This window comes from bacterium (assembly GCA_035527515.1).
Lineage (GTDB): Bacteria > B130-G9 > B130-G9 > B130-G9 > B130-G9 > B130-G9.
In genome coordinates this window covers 1-18,464 of record DATLAJ010000011.1, presented here as the reverse complement: position 1 = coordinate 18,464, position 18,464 = coordinate 1, and the positions used below count along the sequence as shown (strand labels likewise).

Genomic DNA, 18,464 nt, shown 5'->3' with positions numbered 1-18,464 from the left:
GGCGTTCAGGACCGGGGTGAAGGATAATCCCCTTCTTAGGCCTGGCGGGAGCGGGAAGGTGGAGCTCGTGGTGCTGACGGGTGACAAGGGGTTGTGCGGGGGCTTCAACAGCAACGTCTTGCGGTTTGCGGTCTCGTCAATCAAGGGGGGGCACGTGGACAAGGAGGTTGAGCTGTTCCCTGTGGGGAAGAAGGGGCGGGACTTTTTCAAGAGGCGTCCTGAATACTCTGTTTGTGATGAGTATGTGAACTTCTGGCGCACGTTCAGCCTGAGTGATGCCACCCACGTCGCCCAGAAAATTACTGCGGCGTTCGTCGAGCGCTCCTATCAAGCCGTATATTTGGTCTATAACGAGTTTAAGACGGCGCTTGTCCAGCGCGTCGTTTTGGAGCAGCTCTTGCCCATCACGCAGACGCAGGTATCAGAGGCAGAGGCCACGCCAGGAGCCCAGACGACAGACAGCAAGGACTCTGAAGAACCCGAGGCGGTTCGGACTGATTATCTGTATGAGCCATCGGCGGCGGCCTTGCTCAATGACCTCCTGCGGCAGCACATTGAGTTTCAGATATATCGGGCGCTTCTGGAATCTCAGGCGAGCGAACAGGGTGCGCGGATGACAGCGATGGAGGCCGCGACCGACAACGCGGACGATATGATTAGGGTCCTGACACTACAATACCATCGGGCGCGGCAAGCTTCGATAACAAAGGAGCTTATAGAGATAGTCTCTGGGGCCGAGGCGCTGGCTGGGTGAGTAAGATATTAAGGAGCTTTTTTTATGGCAGATGGCAAGATTATTCAGGTGATCGGACCTGTAGTTGACGTTCGGTTCCCGACAGACCAGTTGCCGGCGATCTTCAATGCGTTAACGATCGAGCGCGAGGTCTCGGCTGAGGTCGTAGAATACGGCTCCGGCGCGGAGAGCGTTCTGGTGGTCGAGGTGGCTCAACATCTTGGCGAGGATGTGGTTCGGTGTGTGTCGATGGGCCCAACGGAGGGACTCGTCAGGGGCACGACCGTGCACGACACCGGTGGCCCCATCACGGTGCCTGTTGGCCCGAAGACGCTGGGCCGCCTGATGAATGTGGTTGGCCAGCCGGTGGATGGCTTGGGACCGATCGATTCGGACAAGCGGTATTCTATTCATAGGTCTGCGCCTCTGTTCACGGATCAGGAGACGAGGTCAGAGATGTTCGAGACGGGGATCAAGGTCATCGATCTTCTCGAGCCTTACTGCAAGGGCGGCAAGACGGGTCTTTTTGGTGGTGCAGGCGTCGGTAAGACCGTTCTGATTCAGGAGCTTATCCACAATATAGCACTGGTTCACGGCGGGTATTCGGTGTTCTCAGGCGTTGGGGAGCGCACAAGGGAGGGTAACGACCTGTGGCTTGAGATGAAGGAGTCCGGGGTCCTGGACAAGACCTCGCTGGTTTATGGCCAGATGACGGAGCCCCCTGGCGCAAGGTTCAGGGTCGGCCTAGCTGGGCTGACCGTCGCTGAGTATTTCCGCGATGAGGAAGGTCAGGATGTTCTGTTGTTTATCGATAACATCTTCCGCTTCACCCAGGCGGGTTCAGAGGTCTCGGCGCTTTTGGGCCGTATGCCGTCGGCAGTTGGTTATCAGCCGACGCTTGCGACCGAGATGGGTGAGCTTCAGGAGCGCATCACATCGACCAAAAAAGGCTCAATCACCTCTGTGCAGGCGATATATGTTCCTGCTGACGACTACACTGACCCTGCTCCGGCGACCACTTTTGCGCATCTCGACGCAACGACCGCGCTTGACAGAGGGATCGTTGAGCTTGGCATCTATCCTGCCGTTGATCCCCTTGCCTCGACCTCGCGGATACTCGATGTGAGGGTCGTTGGCGAGGACCACTACAACACCGCACGGGAGGTTCAGCTCATTCTCCAGCGCTACAAGGACCTGCAAGACATCATCGCTATCTTGGGCATTGACGAGCTTTCAGAAGAGGATAAGTTGACGGTTTCGAGGGCGAGAAAGATACAGCGGTTCCTCTCGCAGCCCATGTTCGTGGCCGAGCAGTTTACGGGCTTGAAGGGCAAATATGTCAAGATTGCGGACACGATCAAGGGTTTCAAGGAGATTATGGCGGGCAAATATGACAACGTGCCTGAGCAGGCGTTCTATATGGTGGGCACGATAGAAGATGTGGTTGAGAAGGCGAAGACTCTCTAGACAGCATGGGATTGAGCGTGAGTGCACGGGCGGCTATTGGCGAGGTGCGAGGGCGTCATGGGGCGACAGCTTTCTGGGGATTGCCGAAAATGACTGGATTGTGTGGGACAAGGGAGTAGTAATTGCAGGAGAATGACAACAGGTTCTCGCTGGACCTAGTTACGCCAACGGCGCACCTTGTTTTCGAGCAAGTTGATGAGGTCAGCATACCGGGCTCGGAGGGCGATTTCGACGTGCTATTCGAGCACACGCCTTTCCTGACGACAATCAGGCCGGGCGTTTTGTCCTACAAAGTTGGCAAAGAGGCCCATTATTTCGCAGTCAGTGCGGGATTTGCCGAGGTCATTCCAGGCAGGGTCATAGTCCTCGCCCGAACGGCAGAAAACGCCGAGTCGGTTTCCGAGCAGCGCGTGAAAGATGCACTTGGGAAAGCCCAAAACAGGCTTGAGAAGGCCAGTAAGGGCGATAGCGATATCGATGTCGAGCGTGCTGAGGTGGCTCTCTTGAGAGCGACCGCGAGGCTTAAAGCGTTTGCGCTCAGCTCGAAGAGTCGCTAGAGATTCTGTTCAGCTTTTGTCTTTGATCGATCATTTGACAGAGCGCAATTGTGTGCCGCGCCCTCGATCGAGCTTCTGTGATTAGTAGCCTCGGACAGGAAAGACCGTTCCGGCTTTTGCCTGTGAGGTGCAGTTTAGGTATTTGACGAGACAGTGATAAAATGCGCCAGCGCAAACGAGGGCGCTGCGCGGTCTGTTGGTGTGATTGGCGGCCGGTTGGTGATAACGATAGAGGATAGGAATGAAAGGCAAGTTTGAGGAGATTTTAAGCAAGCTCTCCCAGGCGTTCGGCCCCTCTGGTTTTGAGGGCGAGGTCCGGGGTATCATCAGGGATGAGTTGGGGTCGTTTTGCACTGTCAGCCACGATCTCGTCGGCAGCGTCATCTGCCGCAAGATAGGGGCATCCGATTCGCCCAAGATAATGCTCGCCGCACACATGGACGAGGTTGGGTTCATCGTGCAGTCGCTTCGGGCCGATGGCTGTGCGAGCTTCGTCACGCTGGGCAGCTGGCGAGTGAGCGAGCTGCCGGGCACTGTGGTGACTCTCAAGTCCGATTCTGGTCCTGTTCGTGGCGTGATCGGCTCAGTGCCCGTTCACTTCACGAGGCATAAGCAGCCTGCTGCCTCGTCCTGGACGCTGGAGGACCTGTTCGTTGATTTCGGTGCAAGGGACAGGGAGGACGCCGCTCGATTCGGTGTCAAGGTGGGCACGCCGTTTGTGCCGGAGACATCTTTTGCGCGGCTTGAGCCGGGCGAGCGATTTCTCGGCAAGGCCTGGGATGACCGGGCCGGCTGTGCTGTTATGGTTGAGTCGCTTAAGAAACTGCGGGACGAAGCTCATCCCAATACGGTGTTTGGCGTTGGGACTGTGCAGGAGGAGGTCGGCTCGAAAGGCGCCGTTGTCGCGGCGAACATTGTCAAGCCTGATATTAGCATCGTTCTCGAGGGTTCACCTGCCAACGATACAGTCGAGGGTGAGGGCGTGGCGACCATAAGGGTCGGGGACGGCCCCCAGATTCGCTTTTATGACCCCTCAATGCTCCCGAACCGGTCGCTGGTTGAGCTTTTAATTAAGACAGCTGAGGTGCATGGCATTCCGCACCAGGTTGTGGTTCGCGGCACGGGCGGAACAGATGGCCGGCAGATACAGCTCGAAGGGCCGGGCGTCCCCTGTGCTGTTCTGAGCGTAGTGTGCAGATATGCCCACTCGCCGGCCGGTCTGATCAGTGAAAAGGACTTCGAGAACACTGTCGAGCTGCTATACTGGTTTTTGAAGGAGTATGATGATAAGCGGCACAGGGAAGTTACCTCGTTTTGACGGCTTTTCGAGAGTCGTTTTTGGAGGGTTATGATGTATATCGAGCGCCTCAAGATGGCGGCCGTGATATGTGCGATTGTTTGGGTAGTAGGCTTCTCTGACGGTTTTGCGTCGATGATTCCACCAGATAAGGTGCAGTTGGAGCGGCTACCCAGCGGCCTCACAATTGCAGTGGCGGAGGACCATTCCGCGCCCGTGGTTGCTGTTAGGGTCGTTGTTCGTGCGGGCTCTATCTATGAGCAAGAGTACTCGGGCAGCGGCATTTCGCACTTCGTCGAGCACGTCGAGAGCGATGGCACCGCGAGGATGACCAAGAAGCAGATCGAAAAGGTTTCGGATGAGTTTGGAGGCCTGATCAACGCATACACCACCAGCGACCACACGTGCTACCACGCCGTCGCCCCATCTCGCTATTTCGACAAGGTTCTGTTTCTTCTCTCCCACTGCTACACCGAGGCGACGTTCCCAGAAAAGGAAGTTGAGACGCAGCGTGGCATTATTGAGAGCGAGATAGCCAAAGACCTCGACGAGCCTATGCGAGTTTTGTGGCGGCAGCTGATGACCACAATGTTTAAGAAACATCCCATCCGCTATGCAACCATCGGCACGAATGAGCTTCTCTCGCAGCTTAGGCGGGATGATCTCTTCAGATACTATCGTCGGATGTATGTGCCGGAGAACACCATCGTGGTTGTCGTTGGAGACGTGAAGCAGCAGGAGGCGCTGTCGAAGGTGAAAAAAGCCTTCCAGCACTTTTCGGCTCGGCCTTTTGCGCCGATTGTTCTCCCATCCGAGCCGCGCCAGCTTCAGATGCGCAAGTCGGTTGTCGAGATGGACGTGCGCCTCGCCTACCTGATGCTGGGTTACAGGACAGTCCCGCTTCAGCATCCCGATCTCTATGCGCTCGACGTGCTCGCTGCGATTCTTGGGAACGGAAGGAGCGCGCGGCTGGTGCAGAGCATCAAGCATAAGCAGTGCTTGGTTCAGGACATAACAGTTACGTCGTGGACGCCGCACTTCGGGATAGGTGGGTTCTTCATACGAGCCGCGCTTCCTTATGACAACATCGATAAGACAGTGGCCGCTGTGCACGAGCAGCTGGAGGCGCTCAAGAAGGCTCCCGTGCCCGAGTCCGAGCTCAACAAGGCCAAAAAACTGATAAAAAGCGATTATCTGCTTGGCGTTGAGACCATGGAGCAAAAGGCGAGACTTCTGGCATCGGACATCCTTGCCGCCAGTGAGGTAGGCTTCAGCTATGGGTATCTGGATGGGATCGCGGCCGTGTCCGCGGACCAGATCATGGCTGTCGCTCAGAAGTATCTGAACCAGAACCAGCTCAGTGTTGTCGCGGTTGCGCCCAAGGGTAAAGGCGAGTCCGGGGCCAAGCCCGAGAGCAAGAAGAAGGCAAAAGAACACCGCATCGGGATGTCCACACTTCCTAACGGGCTCCGGCTGTTGACGCTGGAGGGGGAGACAACCTCTACTGTCTCGATCGACGCCTATTTTCTCGGTGGAACGAGATATGAGACGCCTGAAACCAATGGAGTCGCGGGCCTCATGGCGCAGCTTTTGCTCCGGGGCACGAAGTCGAGGACAGCGGACGAGCTCGCCCTTGCCATCGATGCTTTGGGTGGAAAGGTCTCCGCATCATCCGACATGAACACGTTCCACGTCTCGCTTGAGATCCTTCAGGATGACCTGGAGGAGGCGCTTGGGATTGTGGCAGACATCATTCTGCATCCCAGATTCGACGAGGATGAGTTCAAGCGCCAGCAGAAGAACGCCTTGGCCATAATCGAGCGTCGGGCCGACTACTGGTTCGTCAAGCCTAGCGAGGTGATGCTCTCCAATCTCTATCGCGCTCATCCCTATGGGAGGAGCAAGTATGGCACGCTAAAGAGCGTTGCGAAGCTTACCGTAGATGACGTTTGGGATTACTACGAGGCCTATGTGAAACCCGACAACCTGGTCTTGTCGGTATTTGGTGTGGCCAGCAACGAATATGCGAGCTCGCTCGTCAAGAAGTTTCTTGCCGAGTTTTCAGGCAGCACGATTCGGCCCAAGATAGCGCTTGACCCGCCGCTTCCCGAGAACGTGGAGGTCGCTGAGATGACGGGGTGGAAACAGGCGGTGGTGTTTTACGGCTTCAGGTCCTGTGCGGTCTCCGACGACGACAAATACGCTCTTGACGTGCTGGATGCAGTTCTCTCCGGGGCGTATTCCCCTGGCGGGAGGCTGCACGCTAGGCTTCGGAATGCCAAGCTGGTCTATCTCGTGCACGCATACAACCGGCTCGGGGTGGATCCGGGCTGGTTCTCGGTTTACGCCTCGTGTCTGCCCAAGAACCTCAAACATGTGCAGAAGGCAATTGCGGAGGAGATAATCAGAACCGTCAAAGAGGCCGTTGGCGACGAGGAGCTCAGGATAGCGAAGGGGATGTGCATCGCCGACGAGGAAGTGCACCGCCTACAGACCCCATCGCAGCAGGCCGCGGCAGCTTGCCTGGGCGAGCTTTACGGGCTTGGTTACGATTCGTTCCTCGGGTATGGGGAGAAGATCGATGCCGTTACGGCGTCGGATGTTCTATCGGTGGCGAGGAAGTATCTCACTCACTATGTTCAAGTAACGGGCATCCCAGGTTCTGATTCACGGAAACATTAGAGCTTATGATTTGCATTTATAGATGGTTTAGCATTCTCGTCTTTGGCGCTTCTGATGGGCGTTTAGCGCGAGCAATTAACTGGAGGATTACTCTGTGACCGCGAGCAACGAGAACCTCGCTTCGATAATATCGGCCTTCGAGAAGCTGCGCATACTTGTCGTTGGGGACCTTATGGCGGATAAGTATGTTTATGGGAACGCCGAACGGCTGTCGCCAGAGGCTGCGGTTCCAGTTGTCAAAGTCAAGAAGGAGGAGTATCGGCTTGGCGGGGCGGCGAACGTTGCAAACAACGCCAAGCAGCTCGGCGCCACAGTCTTGCTGTGCGGTGTGGTGGGCTACGATGACGCGGCTCACATGTTTAGGAAGGCGGTTAGAGAGGCCGGGATAGAGTCGGGTGGGATATTTCCGTCCTCAGACCGTTCAACCACCCTTAAGGTCCGCATTGTTGCCTTGCCTTACAACCAACAGATTGTGCGCTATGACTACGAGAGCAGGAGGCAGCTGACCGAGAACGAGACGCCAACTGTCAAGCGGTATATCGAGTCCAACATCGACCAAATAGATGCGATTCTTATCTCCGATTATGACAAAGGTATGCTCGTGGGCGACGCCCTACCACGGTTCATTATTGAGCTTGCCCGCCGCAAGAACGTCCCCACGATCGTCCACTCTAAGCAGCGGCGGTTTAGCCTTTTTGCCAACGCCACAGCAATGATTCTCAGCTATTACGATGCGCAGGATTTCGTCCACGTCGTTAGCGGGAACTTCTTCACGAGCATGACCGCGATTTGTGAGCAGCTCGTGAAGACCCTTGACTGCGACGCTGCCCTGGTGATGAGGGAGGACCAGGAGCTCGCGCTGTGCACCAGAGATGGTGTCCAGAAGACGCTTCAGGTCGGCATGGAGAACAAGTTCAACCCAGCGGGAGCGCAGGATACTGTCTGTAGCACGTTCGCGCTGGCGCTGGCCGCGGGGGCGAGCGCTGAGAACGCAGCCATCCTGGCGAGCCGCGCGATGAAGGTCGTTCTGTCCAAAGAGGGGACCGGCACGATAACGATAGGGGAGCTACACGAGTAACTCCGCATGAACCGCGTGGGTTCAGCTCTGACTCAGGAATACGTGACCGTGATGGTGTGTCGGCCCCGCGGCAGCGCAACCTCTGTTACCCCGCCCGCCGGAAGCAACGAAGCATCGGCCGGGGCGCCATCTAGCCTCAACTCACTGAAACCGAGATCGCCGTGCGTCGAGGGTAGGTGCAGGCAAAGACCTTCGTCGTCGGCAAAGACCCTGATGTTCAGCATATTCCCGGCAAACGTTGATGATACCTCACATCGCTCGCGACTCGCTCTGAAAGCATGAAGCTCTGCTAGGGTTGTCGCCCACACCTGGTCTCGTTCTGCTGTCTTTAGCGCCTCCTCAAAGAGCTTCCGCAGTCGCCCGCGCTTCGTGCACTCCCAGGGATGGAGAAGGATGACGAGGCCCGAGTGCCAGCTTCTGATGTTCAGCTCGATGAGTGAGGCCATGAATGCGACGTCGGCCCCAGCCAGGTCATCCTCGATCTGGTAGGGCACCTCGAGCAGGGATATCGGCGCCCCGTCCGGTGACAGTGGTCTATATCCGTAGCCCGTGGCGAAGATGTAGCCTTTGGCCGCAGAGACGGCGCCTTGGGATGAATCGGTATTCAGGCCAGCCCCCGCAAGGGTCGCGAACGTTGTGCCCGGGTGAGGGTCCCAACTGAGCCAGTGGATTCGGCCGGACACTATTTGGCGAGTGGGCAAATGCGTTTTCAGAATATCAAGAGCACATTCCGGGGAGGCATATCGGTTTACATGAACACCTTTGCGGTCGAAGTGTCCGCGGAATCTGTTCCAATGGAAGCCTACTTCCGCAGTTGCCGCCTCGAGAAGCTCGCGCTGATAACTTCGACGCTTGCAGTCTGGAAGTAGGAAGACCGTCTGGGCCACGCCGCGCTCGTTGCCCTCTTTGACGATGGCCGCAAGCTCCTTTGAGGCGTAATCCTCATCGTGCGTTATTGCTATAAATGCTCTCTTGCCGGCCGGGAGGCGTGAAACCGGCCCAAAGGGGTGTAACTTTGCGGCGAGGCGAAAGAGCGCGTCTGCAATGACCTCTTGCAGAGGAGGTATGGGCTCGGGGCGTCGGAAGTCAGACAGCCTCGGTATCAGATGCGCCGGCTTCGGCCAGCCGCACCCGTGGCGAACTGACGCTAACGTCCGCGCCAGCCAGCGGCGTGGATAGATACCCTGCTTGAGGTGGACAAGGGCCGTCGCGAGATCGAAGAGAATGCCTATTAGGTGACCCTCTCCCTGGGCGCCTTGAACGATGCAGGGACGCCCGCAGGAGCTGGCCAGGGTGCTCATACACTCGCCAGAAGCACCCAGACGGGTGTGCACTTCCGATAAGCTCCCATAGAATGGCCTTGCCGCCACCCCTGCCCGGGTCGAGCGGTCAGGCACGAGCTCCGACGCGAGGTGATCGAGCCAAATCGGGCCCTCGCTAATCTTCACGAGGTCAACCTCGAACGCTTCTCTCACAACAGCCGACATTCCCTCCGCGACGATCACGCCGCCCCCACGCATAAACGCTAGGAGCTGCTCTGTCAGCTCGCCGTCGAGGTTGGTCGAGGCGCTCTTTGTTAGGACGATAACGACCGTTGTGTTAAAATCCTCAGGGCAGACCTCAGATACATCGATTATGCTGTGTGGTCCAACCGCAGCGGCCACGATATTTTCCCACTCGAAGGACCAGTCGCGCTTCAGTGGGTCCGGGTGGGTGCTGGCTCGCCGGACCGCATCAACAGAGACAAGTATCGTAACATCGGATGGGTGCCTATGTGTGGGGTAAGCTGCTAGGGTATGAATCGGACGGGTGCTGAACCTGGGCGGCTTTAGGATCGAGAGAATGAGGATGCCGAGGATGACTGCGGCCCCAGTGAGCGTCAGAAAAACACCTGGCGGACGTAAGGGATTGGGTGAGCGGAGAATCGCAATCAGCCCGTAGGCGGCCGCAAGGATGCAGACTGCGAGCGTGCAGTTGAGGAAGGTCTTTACCGTTTGCACGCGCCGGTGCCTCTGGGGCGAGAAGGTCTGGACGAGAAATCGCCGATCTTCAGGAACTTGAAGAAAAAGAGCCTGATCAGCTCCAGCAGGGTGATCGCGATGTTGAGAAGCTTGTCGCCTTTGGATTGGCCGGCTATGCGAGGCAGGTATTGGACGCGGACCTCGCGGAATCGACAGCCGAGGTATTTCGCCTTGACGATCACCTCTGCGTCCACGCCTATGTTCTTGGACTCGATCTGGAACCTGTGTATCATCGATCGGCGCATGAGCTTGACCCAGTTGACATCCCGCAGCGTAACGCCAAAGAGAACGGCCATCGTGGCCCGAAGAAGGAGTGTGTTCATCCTCCTGAAAAGTGGGTCGCCTCGGTCGGAACGATAGCCGACTATGATGTCCGCCTCGTCCGTATATGGGAGGTACTTCTGGATGTCCTGTGGATCGAATTGCCTGTCGGCTGGGATGATCATCACCCAGGGATAGCAGGCATGCTTCAGGCCAGTCTGTTGGCCACCCCCATAGCCGACGTTGAAGGGATGGTGGATAACACGGACGCGCTCGTTCCGGGCCGCAAGTCGCTCCGCTACCTCACCCGTCCGGTCACGGCTGCCGTCATTGATGATCAAGACCTCGTATTCGTCAAGGAACTCCTCCGCCGACTGGATAATGTCGCAAACCGCTCCCTCAAGGTTAAGCTCCTCGTTGAACGCGGGGACAATCAGCGAGACCTGCTTGCTGTGCAGCTCAGCTCTCCTTCAAAGTGCCAACCGGCTCAGACCGCCACAGGATTGCCCGACATCCCAATCGACTTCGTGACAGCCTCGATAACGCGCACGACATTTAGGCCCTCAACTCCGTCTGACAACGGCCTCTTCCTTTTGAGAACGCAGTCGATGAAGTGAGCGCACTCGGCCAGCAATGGTTCCTTGACCTCGATATTGGGGATGGTGATGTCGCCGCTTCTAAGAGACAGCTGGAAGTCGCCGTAACTGTCGTAAGCAGGCTCCTTCATGACGCCTTTGTCGAAGAGCTTGATCTTCTCCAGCGTGCTTACGTCGTCTAAAACCGCCATCTTTTTGCTGCCGATAATGGTGGTCTCCCGCATTTTGCGTGGATACAGCCAGCTGACGTGGACGTTCGCCGCGACGTCATCCGGGTATCTCATCGAGATAAAGGCCATGTCCTGAACCCCGTCCGACAGATAGGACGAGCCCGTCGCTGAGACCTCGATCGGCTGCGCCCCGACAAGATATGAGATAGTCGATATGTCATGCGGTGCAAGGTCCCAGATGGCGTTGACGTCTTTTCGGATCGGCCCGAGGTTCGTCCTGGCCGCGTGGATGTAGTATATTTTTCCTAAAACTCCATCGCTCATGTAGCCCTTCAGGACGGACACCGCCCTGTTGAACAGGAACACGTGTCCCACCATGAGGATGCGCTCTTTCTTGGCGGCGATCTCGACAAGCCTCTCGCACTTCTCGAGGCTTGTCGCCAGAGGCTTCTCAACTAGGATATCCTTGCCAGCCTCGAGCGCATCACTGGCTATCTTGAAGTGACTCACAGCCTCGGTGGCGATGCAGACCGCGTCGGTCCTCTCGAGCAAGTCTCGATAGTCGGTCGTGATGGCAGCGCCAGGGTGCCGCCTCCGAAGCGACTCGAGCCTCTCCGGGGACAGATCGCATAGCCCCGCGAGCTTCACTCCTTCTAGTGTTCCGAAAGCCCTTACATAGTTCTTGCCCCAACTCCCGCACCCAATGATCCCTAATCGAAGCACCTCACTCACACCTCGTCACGCTTTTTCTTCTGCAAATACCGCTCCTGCTCACTGAATATGCAGCCACAATACTGCTGCCTATATAGACCCATCCGTTTCGACTCCAATATCCCCTCCTTCCAACCCACACGGAAGTCGAAATAGACGAACTCCACCCCATACTCATCCGCCAGTCGCCCACCCAACTTCACAATATCATCGTGCCTCTGATACTTGCTATAAAGAAGGGTTGTCGTGAATCGCTCGAGCTTTCTCTCACCGCAAACCCTTGCCGTCTCTCGCAGCCGCATCTCGTAGCAGATAGGGCATCTCGGCTCCCTACCAAACACCGCCGCTAGAAACTCGTCAAGCCCATACCTGTCATCGAGCAAAACCTCCGCACCCGTCTCGAATCCAAACACCTTCATCGCATCGAGCCGCCGCACAAACTCTGTGTAGGGATGGATGTTCGGATTGTAGAAGAGACAAGTGGCTGAATACCCCTGATCAGCGAGCCGCTCGAACGGATAGACCGTGCACGGCGCACAGCATGAATGCAGCAGGATCGGTTTCTCGGCGGCCATGTCAGCGTCAGAAGATGAACTTCTGCCCAAGTTCTGCCCGCGGCATTGCCTTCTCAGTGTGGAAGTAATTGAACGCCAGCTTCGTCGCCACCCTGCCCCGAGGTGTCCGCTTCAGGAAACCGATCTGCATCAAAAATGGCTCATAGACGTCCTCGATCGTGTCCCTCTCCTCGCTAAGCGAAGCGGCAAGCGTCTCGACTCCGACCGGCCCGCCGTCGAACTTCTCTATGATCGTCCTCATGAAGCTCCTGTCCATCTTGTCCAAGCCTTTCTCGTCAACCTCAAGTAGATGAAGCGCCTCGCACGCCACGCTCTTTGTTACAGTCTTTGCCCTGTGCACCTGAGCAAAGTCTCGAACTCGCTTCAGCAGCCGGTTCGCGACCCGCGGCGTCCCCCGGCACCGCTTGGCGATCTCGGCCGCCCCCTCGTCATCGACCTTGACGTCTAGTATGCTCGCCGATCGCCGGACAATGCTCAACAGGTCCGCCTCGCCATAGTAGTCGAGCCGCTCTCGTATCCCAAACCTATCCCGAAGTGCGGCAGAGATGAGGCCCGACCGCGTCGTCGCCCCGACCAATGTGAACTTCGGCAGGTCGAGCCGTATCGTCCTCGCGCTCGGCCCCTGGCCGATGATGATGTCCAGGTGGAAGTCCTCGAGCGCGGGGTAGAAGAACTCCTCAACCACACGATTGAGACGATGTATCTCATCTATGAATAAAATATCCTTTTCAGCAAGATTAGTGAGTATCGACGCGATATCGCCGCTCCTCTCAAGAGCTGGCCCTGTTGTCGTTATCACCGAGACACCCATCTCCTTCGCCAGAATGTGGGCAAGCGTCGTCTTGCCGAGCCCAGGCGGGCCTGCAATAAGAACATGGTCGAGCGCTTCGTCTCGCATTCTGGCCGCCTCGACACTCATCAACAGCCGTTTCTTGGTGTTCTCCTGACCCACGAAGGTGGCGAACCTCTCAGGCCGAATGGTCAGCTCTAAAAGCTGCTCATCCTCCTGCCGGTTCCCGTCAACAACCCGCGTTGTCACCTGTGCATTCTCCAATACAAACGTCCTTTCCGGCGGTCAATATAAGGTTGACCGCGCCACGTGTCAAATGAGGCGCCGACAGCGGGGTTCTACCTGGTCCGCCTAACGTGGTTGCGGTATTGGCTGTCCCCAAGAGGCGCGCTTATATCGCCCGGCGCAAGCAGTATTGGGGATGCCAGGCCAGTCTGAGTCAATACCAGCGGGTCTTCAGGAAGACCTTGAGCGTGTGCAGGTATTCGCGGACTGTGATGCTGTATGGGAATATGCGGTGGCGTATGCAGTAGCCGCGCCATAGCTTGTCGATAAGCGTTGATATGTGCTCAACGGGGAGCCGGACGAGAACGCGCACCAGCGGATAGAGGAAGCGGAACTCAACGACAATCGCAAATAGCGTCCTGAGTCGCTCTATCTTGCGCTTGCCTGGGATGTTCAGCATTGAGCGGTCGAAAAATGAGGCGGGATAATCTAGCTCGCCTTGGTCGAGGTACCCATGCTTTTTTGCGTAATCGCATATCCACGTCTTGGGGTAAGCCTGAAGGAGCGTCGCATAGGCGTAAGACGGCTTGTGCTTCATGCTGAACCTCAGTGTGGCCAGGTCGGTGTCCAGCGAGCTGCCCGGCGTGCCGAGTATATTCTGTGTGACGAGCCTGATACCGCTTTTCTTGACTATTGTGCAAGCTCTGTCGAGCTCCTCAAAGGAGAGGTTACGCCTCAGTATGTCGTTGCGAACGTGGTCGTCTATGCACTCAATCGCCATCTTGATGCTGATGCAGCCGGCTTCGTGTAGGGCGCCAGCGATCTCTTCAGTGACCAGATTCGCCCTAAAATGGCAGTGGAACGGAATGCCGACGCGGTCCTTATATTGTTTTGAGAACTCCAGTACCCAGTCCCGGGAGAGGATGAACGTGTCGTCCTGAAATAGGATTATCTCAGGCTTGTAACGCTGCTTGAGCTCGAGCGACTCTTGAATGACGTTCTCCACGCTGCGGGACCTGACGGCCTTGCCCTTGCCGGCATAGAGCTCTCGGTAGGCGTGGTTGAAGCAGTAGCTGCAATCGTAGGGGCAGCCTCGACTTGCCATCATGAACATAGTCTTGATCTGATGTTTGCCTGCATAGTGGCAGAATATCTCCCTGTCGGGGAATGGGATGCTGTCGAGGTCTGCCACAAGCGGGCGGACGGGATTCTTATGGATCGTCCCGTCGTGTTTGACCCAGAAGTTCGCAACGTCTGTCGGGAACTTACCATCATCGAGCGCCTCGACAAACTCAGCAATGGCGAACTCGCCCTCGCCGAGGCAGACCGCATCGACGCCCGGCTGCTCGATCATCTCCGGGAAGAAAGTGGGATGTGCTCCCCCGAAGACTGACAGGACCTTGTAGCGTTTCTTGAGCTCGAGGTTGATGTCGAAGAACCGCTGCTCATAGCCGGTGGAGAGGCTGTAGCCAAGCATCTCGGGCCTGAATGCCTCGACCACGTCGAAGAGGTCGCCCTGCGTGATTGCTGCGAGCCGCGTCTCGTGTCCCGCGCGCTTCAGGACGCTTGATAGGTAAGTAACGCCTAGCGGCTCCATGACGATGTCATGGATGATGAACATTATGCGCATCTATGCAGCGTCCTTCCGTTCGACTTGTGCTCTTGGGCATAGCTCCAAGACAGCCAGCTCAGGAGCACATCTGAACCTGAACGGCGCATATCGAACGATGCCGATGCCTTTTGTTATGAAGATGAACATGTCGCCAGCGTTGAACAGCCCTGCCGAAAATCTTTTGAAGACCCTAGACCGTGAGACGAAGGACCCGACCCCCGGAAGACACATTTGGCCTCCATGTGTGTGCCCCGCCAGAACGAGATCGACTTTTCTATCGAGTATGTAAGAGACCACATCCGGGGAGTGCGTCAAGAAAAGAACCGTGTCGCTCACAAGCACGCCCTCGAAGCTCGACTGAATGCAGTGGCGCCCGCTGATAAAGTCGTCGATCCCGATGATGACGAGCCTCTCGTCTCCTCGCTCGATGACGTGCTTCTGGTTGCGCAGAACACGGGCCTCGAACTGATTCAGGGCGGCGACGAGCTGAGTCGTATCGTTCTTCTGATTCACGATGTATCTTTCAAGGAACAGGTTGCTTAGCGGGTAGTGGTTATAGTCATGGTTGCCGAGTATGGCGAGCGTTCCGTTCTTTGGGCCGATGCGATCGAGGTTGCGCATGATCTCTTCAAGGAGCGGCAGACCCGTATCGGTCTCGATCATGTCCCCGGTTATGCAGATCAGGTCTATGCTCTCTCGACTAAGCTGCTGGGCCGCCCGGGCTATTGCTTTAATGATCTTGGGGTTAGTGTTTTCTCGCAAATGAAAATCGGACAGATGCAAAACCTTGAAGCCTGAAAATCGCGAGTCGGGCTTGAGAATCTCAACCCGCGTTCGTGAGACCGTCGGTGAAAACGGCTCCACCCAATAAGCGTATGCCGCGATCGCGGCCCCGATTGCTACTACAATGCTAATTACAATAGTTATCATATTTGTGTCTCCGAGCGAACGAGGCTATGGGTTCGAGGTTGAAAGGTCAAGGTTGGAACGTGGGCCAGCAACTGATTTGGGGCGAGGCGCAGTGTTGGGCTTCGGCCCTCGGGTGGCTCTTGACAACAAGGAGGGAACTGGGCAATCTTCGATATGGATGTTGGTTTGAACTCGTCATTCAACTGAAGCGGAGGATAGGTTTATGTGGGCCTACTTGTGGGAAGGGCTTGTCAATATCTGCTCAACTGTAATTTATTGCATTCTGGGCTTCGCCATGCTCGGTGTGGGTTACAAGATATTTGAGTTCATCACGCCCTACGACTTCGACAGACAGATTACCGAAGACAAGAACGTGCCGCTGGGGATCATAGCTGCCAGCGTCATCATTGGTGTTGCGCTGATAGTGATCTTTGTTCTTGCCAAATACGTTGCGCGGGCCTGGTAAGGGAGGTATAGGCCGGCCTTTCTTGCGGATTCGCTCGCTGCGGAGTAGCTGCGCATAACAGTCGCGCGTGCGTTCGTAAGGCGGAGGCTTTGAATGCCAGCAGAAGGTGGAAAGAAGCAGAAGCCAGAGATGGCCTGGTCAACGTTGCCGTTCGTCGAAAGGCCTCTGACCTCGCTTGTGGTCCTGCTGTTCATCGCGCTTATTCTTACCGGCATTTATTTTTGGTTTCACAGCTATTACTGGGTAGTCCTCGCTGGTATAACGCTGTTTATGTCGCTCTCGGCCTACTTCGTTCCCACACACTACGAGCTCTACGACGACCACATGGTTATCAAGCGGTTTCTGACCACGCAGAACAAGAAGTGGGCCGAGTTCAAGCGGCTCTATTCAGATAGAAACGGCGCATTCCTCTCACCGTTCGACTCTCCGAACCGCCTTGAGAACTTCCGCGGCGTATTCTTGAGAATCCCTCACAATAGGGTGGAGACCTTCCGCTTTCTTCAGAGCAAGGTCCCTTTGGGCGCAGCGGACAAGACAGTCGAGGCGAGCTCAGGTGATAAGGCCTAATAGGTTGATGCCGGACGACCGCTACGTCAGCTCGTAAAAGTGGTCTTGTGCTGGCGAGACGGATGCTCAGATCGCCTTGCGGGAGCCTACGTGGCAGCCGCTGCGTGTCTTGCGATGATGTCTTTTTGCGTCGGTCGTCCCAGAAAGAGACGTCCGGCGTTGATGTGCTACTGCAGATAGGGCCAGAAGGATGCCGGGAGAGATAGTCAACAAAGGATACGTCGTCGAGCTTGAGGGGCCAATGGCGAGGGTTAGAACAGTTCGGTCCGAGGCGTGCGCCATGTGTGCTGCAAAGGGACTATGCCACCCATTCGGGCAGAAGACGACCGAATTGCTCGCCAAGAACACGATCGGGGCGAGGCCGGGCCAGGAGGTTCAGCTTGTCATGAGACCATCGTCGCTCCTTACCGCCTCGTTCCTTCTGTATCTAGTGCCGCTTGGGTTTGTCATCGGCTCAGCGGTTGGCGGGCATTTCTTGGCCGAGGCGACCGGCTGGTTTTCGCCGGAGATAGGCTTGCTCTTGTGCGTTGCCTTGGGCCTTTGTGCATCTTTTTTCACGGTGAGGTTTTTTGCCCGGCGCCTCGAGAGCTCGAAGAGGTTTGAGGTACGCATGGTCCGGCTTGACGCCGCTTGCGGCCCTGACGCTGCCTGCCACCACCGTTGAGAGGACGGTTCTGCATTCTGGCGATTGTGCGCTGGGTGTCGTCAGTTCTGCGCTGTTCGGACTTGTCTGTCAGGGGTGGGGCCGGTCTGTAGCCCGGGGCTACTTTCTAGAATCGGTTAGCTCGGCTATGCAGTGATCGAGCTTGAGATGGCGGGCGAGGCTTGCCGGGTCTATAAGTGGCACAAGCCGGCCGTCGTCGAGTATGCTTTCCGACAGGAAAGGAGCTACTGGAGCTCTGTTTGGGCTCGAATCCGCTCGGATCGAAATCGCCTGCCGCTTGTCGCCGAGCCCATCAACGAGCAGCGAGAGCCGGGCAAAGCCGTGTCCCAATCTCACTACAGTTGCCCCTTCGGGGGGCTTCTCGGTCGTTGAGGCAACTATTGCTGGCCCGCCATTTGCGCCAGTGCGGAATGTAACGTAGGGGGACTTGCGCTCGCTCTTAGGGAACGGCTCAGGCCAGGGCACATCTGACCCCACAACATCGAGGACGAGAGAGAGTGGAACACCCAGAACCTGGTCCGCTACGTGAAGCTCACAGACGGTGATGTTGCTGCGGGATGTTGGGAATCTCAGCCGGAACGACGTAAGAGCATCATCCTCAAACATAGCATCTGCCACGCCGAAATTGGCCAGCAGTATCTTCTCAAGGTGCCGAAGGATGGCGTCCAAGGGGGAGTTGCGAAGCGGTGCTTTGCATTTATTGCCTGTGATCAAGACCGTGACCATGTGATCAGCCTCTTGGCCAGAAACGGTGATCTCAGCAGCCCCGCTGGGGACGGTCTGGCCAGCCATTGGCATGAAGCTCACACAAAGATCGATGATTGGGTCGGAGATGATGTCCAGAAACTCGGCATCGATCTGGGTTCCCAGCAGTTGGACCTGTACGGAGCAAACGATGCCTCGCTGTCTTGCGGTTTCCCTGATCGCTCTGGGGATATCCTCCATCAGGCTGCTCAGCGGTTTTGACCGAAGCTCGCTCATGGCGTTTCGCAGCCCTCCAACGTGACGAATGAAGTCGTGGCACATGTCGCCCATCCTGTCAGGCAGCTCGGGGCTGCTGTGCATCAGCCCAGCAATGCTCTG

Annotated in this window: 18 protein-coding genes; 10 read left to right on the top strand and 8 right to left on the bottom strand. The window is 56.7% G+C overall.

Features of this window, described 5'->3' with window-relative positions; all coding sequences use genetic code 11:
• The 7 genes from atpG to VM163_00510 form a co-directional block, all read left to right on the top strand.
• On the top strand, positions 1-754 hold a 754-nt coding region (gene atpG / locus VM163_00540), incomplete at its 5' end, for an ATP synthase F1 subunit gamma (protein HUT02365.1).
• 24 nt (positions 755-778) lie between these two features.
• Entirely contained in the window at positions 779-2,200 is a 1,422-nt protein-coding gene (gene atpD / locus VM163_00535; GenBank protein HUT02364.1) for a F0F1 ATP synthase subunit beta, read from the top strand.
• A complete protein-coding gene (locus tag VM163_00530; GenBank protein ID HUT02363.1) occupies positions 2,178-2,336 on the top strand; it encodes a hypothetical protein in 159 nt (52 codons plus the stop codon). Before atpD ends, VM163_00530 begins: the two co-directional genes overlap by 23 nt.
• Positions 2,323-2,757, top strand: coding sequence for a F0F1 ATP synthase subunit epsilon (locus tag VM163_00525; GenBank protein HUT02362.1), 435 nt, complete (start codon positions 2,323-2,325; stop codon positions 2,755-2,757). The genes VM163_00530 and VM163_00525 overlap by 14 nt, the downstream gene beginning before the upstream one ends.
• Positions 2,758-2,998: 241 nt before the next feature.
• Positions 2,999-4,075, top strand: a complete 1,077-nt coding sequence (locus VM163_00520) for a M42 family metallopeptidase (GenBank protein HUT02361.1) — start codon at positions 2,999-3,001, stop codon at positions 4,073-4,075.
• 30 nt (positions 4,076-4,105) lie between these two features.
• On the top strand, positions 4,106-6,736 hold the full coding sequence (locus VM163_00515) for a pitrilysin family protein (protein ID HUT02360.1): 2,631 nt from the start codon (positions 4,106-4,108) through the stop codon (positions 6,734-6,736).
• 94 nt (positions 6,737-6,830) lie between these two features.
• Entirely contained in the window at positions 6,831-7,814 is a 984-nt protein-coding gene (locus VM163_00510; GenBank protein ID HUT02359.1) for a PfkB family carbohydrate kinase, read from the top strand.
• 32 nt (positions 7,815-7,846) lie between these two features.
• On the opposite strand, the gene VM163_00505 is transcribed toward VM163_00510, so the two are convergent.
• From VM163_00505 to VM163_00475, 7 genes are all read right to left on the bottom strand, one after another.
• Positions 7,847-9,814 carry a hypothetical protein gene (locus VM163_00505; protein ID HUT02358.1) on the bottom strand — a complete coding sequence of 656 codons (1,968 nt, stop codon included), beginning with the start codon at positions 9,812-9,814 and terminating at the stop codon, positions 7,847-7,849.
• Entirely contained in the window at positions 9,802-10,530 is a 729-nt protein-coding gene (locus tag VM163_00500) for a glycosyltransferase family 2 protein (GenBank protein HUT02357.1), read from the bottom strand. The genes VM163_00505 and VM163_00500 overlap by 13 nt, the downstream gene beginning before the upstream one ends.
• A 53-nt stretch (positions 10,531-10,583) precedes the next feature.
• On the bottom strand, positions 10,584-11,585 hold the full coding sequence (locus tag VM163_00495) for a Gfo/Idh/MocA family oxidoreductase (GenBank protein HUT02356.1): 1,002 nt from the start codon (positions 11,583-11,585) through the stop codon (positions 10,584-10,586).
• A 5-nt stretch (positions 11,586-11,590) separates the two neighbouring features.
• Positions 11,591-12,148 carry an epoxyqueuosine reductase QueH gene (locus VM163_00490; protein HUT02355.1) on the bottom strand — a complete coding sequence of 186 codons (558 nt, stop codon included), beginning with the start codon at positions 12,146-12,148 and terminating at the stop codon, positions 11,591-11,593.
• A 7-nt stretch (positions 12,149-12,155) separates the two neighbouring features.
• On the bottom strand, positions 12,156-13,187 hold the full coding sequence (gene ruvB / locus VM163_00485; GenBank protein HUT02354.1) for a Holliday junction branch migration DNA helicase RuvB: 1,032 nt from the start codon (positions 13,185-13,187) through the stop codon (positions 12,156-12,158).
• Positions 13,188-13,377: 190 nt separating this feature from the next.
• Positions 13,378-14,793, bottom strand: coding sequence for a radical SAM protein (locus tag VM163_00480; protein HUT02353.1), 1,416 nt, complete (start codon positions 14,791-14,793; stop codon positions 13,378-13,380).
• Positions 14,794-15,705, bottom strand: coding sequence for a metallophosphoesterase (locus tag VM163_00475; protein HUT02352.1), 912 nt, complete (start codon positions 15,703-15,705; stop codon positions 14,794-14,796).
• 202 nt (positions 15,706-15,907) lie between these two features.
• On the opposite strand from VM163_00475, the gene VM163_00470 reads away from it, so the two are divergent.
• From VM163_00470 to VM163_00460, 3 genes are all read left to right on the top strand, one after another.
• A complete protein-coding gene (locus VM163_00470) occupies positions 15,908-16,150 on the top strand; it encodes a DUF350 domain-containing protein (GenBank protein HUT02351.1) in 243 nt (80 codons plus the stop codon).
• A 93-nt stretch (positions 16,151-16,243) separates the two neighbouring features.
• A complete protein-coding gene (locus VM163_00465; protein ID HUT02350.1) occupies positions 16,244-16,717 on the top strand; it encodes a hypothetical protein in 474 nt (157 codons plus the stop codon).
• Positions 16,718-16,907: 190 nt separating this feature from the next.
• Entirely contained in the window at positions 16,908-17,381 is a 474-nt protein-coding gene (locus VM163_00460) for a SoxR reducing system RseC family protein (protein HUT02349.1), read from the top strand.
• Positions 17,382-17,480: 99 nt separating this feature from the next.
• Here the strand turns inward: VM163_00460 and VM163_00455 are convergent.
• Positions 17,481-18,464: hypothetical protein (locus VM163_00455; GenBank protein ID HUT02348.1), on the bottom strand; the 984-nt coding region annotated here is incomplete at its 5' end.

Bases quoted from the DNA above. Each gene is read 5' to 3' on its own strand.
- VM163_00515 (HUT02360.1), top strand. From the start codon at position 4,106: ATGATGTATATCGAGCGCCTCAAGATGGCGGCCGTGATATGTGCGATT.
- atpD (HUT02364.1), top strand. From the start codon at position 779: ATGGCAGATGGCAAGATTATTCAGGTGATCGGACCTGTAGTTGACGTT.
- VM163_00470 (HUT02351.1), top strand. From the start codon at position 15,908: ATGTGGGCCTACTTGTGGGAAGGGCTTGTCAATATCTGCTCAACTGTA.
- VM163_00465 (HUT02350.1), top strand. From the start codon at position 16,244: ATGCCAGCAGAAGGTGGAAAGAAGCAGAAGCCAGAGATGGCCTGGTCA.
- VM163_00490 (HUT02355.1), bottom strand. From the start codon at position 12,148: ATGGCCGCCGAGAAACCGATCCTGCTGCATTCATGCTGTGCGCCGTGC.
- VM163_00475 (HUT02352.1), bottom strand. From the start codon at position 15,705: ATGATAACTATTGTAATTAGCATTGTAGTAGCAATCGGGGCCGCGATC.
- VM163_00460 (HUT02349.1), top strand. From the start codon at position 16,908: ATGCCGGGAGAGATAGTCAACAAAGGATACGTCGTCGAGCTTGAGGGG.
- VM163_00520 (HUT02361.1), top strand. From the start codon at position 2,999: ATGAAAGGCAAGTTTGAGGAGATTTTAAGCAAGCTCTCCCAGGCGTTC.
- VM163_00480 (HUT02353.1), bottom strand. From the start codon at position 14,793: ATGCGCATAATGTTCATCATCCATGACATCGTCATGGAGCCGCTAGGC.